The sequence below is a fragment of the Inquilinus sp. genome (genome assembly GCF_057815775.1).
This window is the reverse complement of record NZ_JBYRFX010000505.1, coordinates 1-1,720: the sequence shown is the minus strand read 5'-3', so window position 1 is coordinate 1,720 and position 1,720 is coordinate 1. Positions and strand designations below refer to the sequence as shown.

2 protein-coding genes are annotated in these 1,720 nt (G+C 71.0%); one reads left to right on the top strand and one right to left on the bottom strand.

Going from position 1 to position 1,720, the window contains the following annotated elements; all coding sequences use genetic code 11:
• The coding region (locus tag AC3XYG_RS17730; RefSeq protein ID WP_489141175.1) for a chloride channel protein at nt 1-1,214 on the bottom strand (1,214 nt) is incomplete at its 3' end.
• Between the two features lie 104 nt (nt 1,215-1,318).
• Here AC3XYG_RS17730 and AC3XYG_RS17725 point away from each other — a divergent pair.
• Nucleotides 1,319-1,720: MarR family winged helix-turn-helix transcriptional regulator (locus AC3XYG_RS17725; RefSeq protein WP_489141174.1), on the top strand; the 402-nt coding region annotated here is incomplete at its 3' end.

Here is a 1,720-nt window from a genome sequence, read left to right as displayed (position 1 = left end):
GGCGACCGCATGGTGCCGCCCATCATCGCCGCCATGCCCAGCAGGGCCCAGATGCCGGTGCCGCCGCCGGGCAGCACCATGCCCTCGATCGCGCCCAGCGCCCCGCCCAGGATCAAGAGCGGCGCCAGCACGCCGCCCGAGGTGCCGGACCCCAGCGCGATCGACCAGATCAGCGCCTTGACGATCAGCAGCCGCAGCACCTCCTGGTTGGACAGGCTGCCGGCCAGCAGGGCGCGGATCGAATCGTAGCCGACGCCCAGTGCCGCCGGATCGACCAGCCCGCCGATGCCGATGGCGATGCCGCCCAGCACCGGCCACCACATCCAATGGATCGGCAGGCGCTCGAACAGATCCTCGAAGCCATAGACCAGCGCGGTCAGGATGCCGGAGCCGAAGCCGGCGACGATGCCGATGCCGATCACCGCCGCCAAGGCGGGGCCGGACAGGTCGACCATGCCGTGGAAGGCGAACAGCGGCCCGGCATCGAACAGCAGCGGGCGCCAGGCCGCGGCGGCGATGGGGGCGGTGGCGACCGGGATCAGGCTGCGCGGCTTCCATTCGAACAGCAGCAACTCGACCGCCAGCAGCACGGCGGCGACCGGGGTGCCGAAGATCGCGGTCATGCCGGCGGCGGCGCCGGCGACCAGCAGCGTCTTGCGCTCCGCCGCCGTCAGGTGGAACAGCTGGGCGAACAGCGACCCCAGGGCGCCGCCGGTCATGATGATCGGCCCTTCGGCGCCGAACGGCCCGCCGGTGCCGATCGAGATGGCGGAGGACAGCGGCTTCAGCACCGCCACCTTGGGCTGGATCCGGCTGCTGCCGATCAGGATCGCCTCGATCGCCTCGGGGATGCCGTGGCCGCGGATCTTTTCCGACCCGTAGCGCGCCATCAGCCCGATGATCAGGCAGCCGACCGGCGGCACCAGCGCGGCGTAGAGGCCGAAGGGCGAATGGCCGAGATCGACCGCTTCGGTCGAGATCCGGCCGAAATAGGCCAGGTTGGTGACCAGCGCGATCAACTGCAGCAGCACCCAGGCGGCGCCGGTGCCGGCGGGGCCGACGACCGGCGCCATGGCGATCAGCCGCAGCACGCCGGGGTCGGTGGTGAAGTCGCCCAGGATGCTGGACTTGCGGCTCACGGCCGGTTGGCCGCCGCCAGGAAGGATGGAGGCGACGGCGCCGGGTGGCGCCGCCTGGTCTGCGGGTCTCGACATGACGCCGGATTCCGGATGATCAAAGGGGTATCCGACGCTGGGCTCCGGATGTCGGATAAATATCGCAATACGATATAATTTCAAGTGCAGGGATGCGCGACCCGATGACCGAGGCCCCCGAAACGGCCCTGACCAAGGCGGATTACGAGGCGCTGGCGGCGTTCCGCCACGCGCTGCGGCGCTTCCTCGACTTCAGCGGCGAGGCGGCGAAGACGGCGGGGCTGACGCCGCAGCAGCACCAGGCGCTGCTGGCGATCAAGGGATTCCCGGGACGCGACTCGGTGACGATCGGCGAGCTGGCGGAGCAGCTGGTGCAGCGGCACCACAGCACGGTCGGGCTGGTCGACCGGCTGGCGGCGCTGGGGCTGGTGCGGCGCGACACCGATCCGGCCGATCGCCGGCGGATCCATGTCGCGCTGACCGACCAGGCCGAAACCGTGCTGGCCGGCCTGTCCGCCATCCATCGCGACGAGCTGCGCCGACTCGGCCCGTCGCTCGCAGCACTG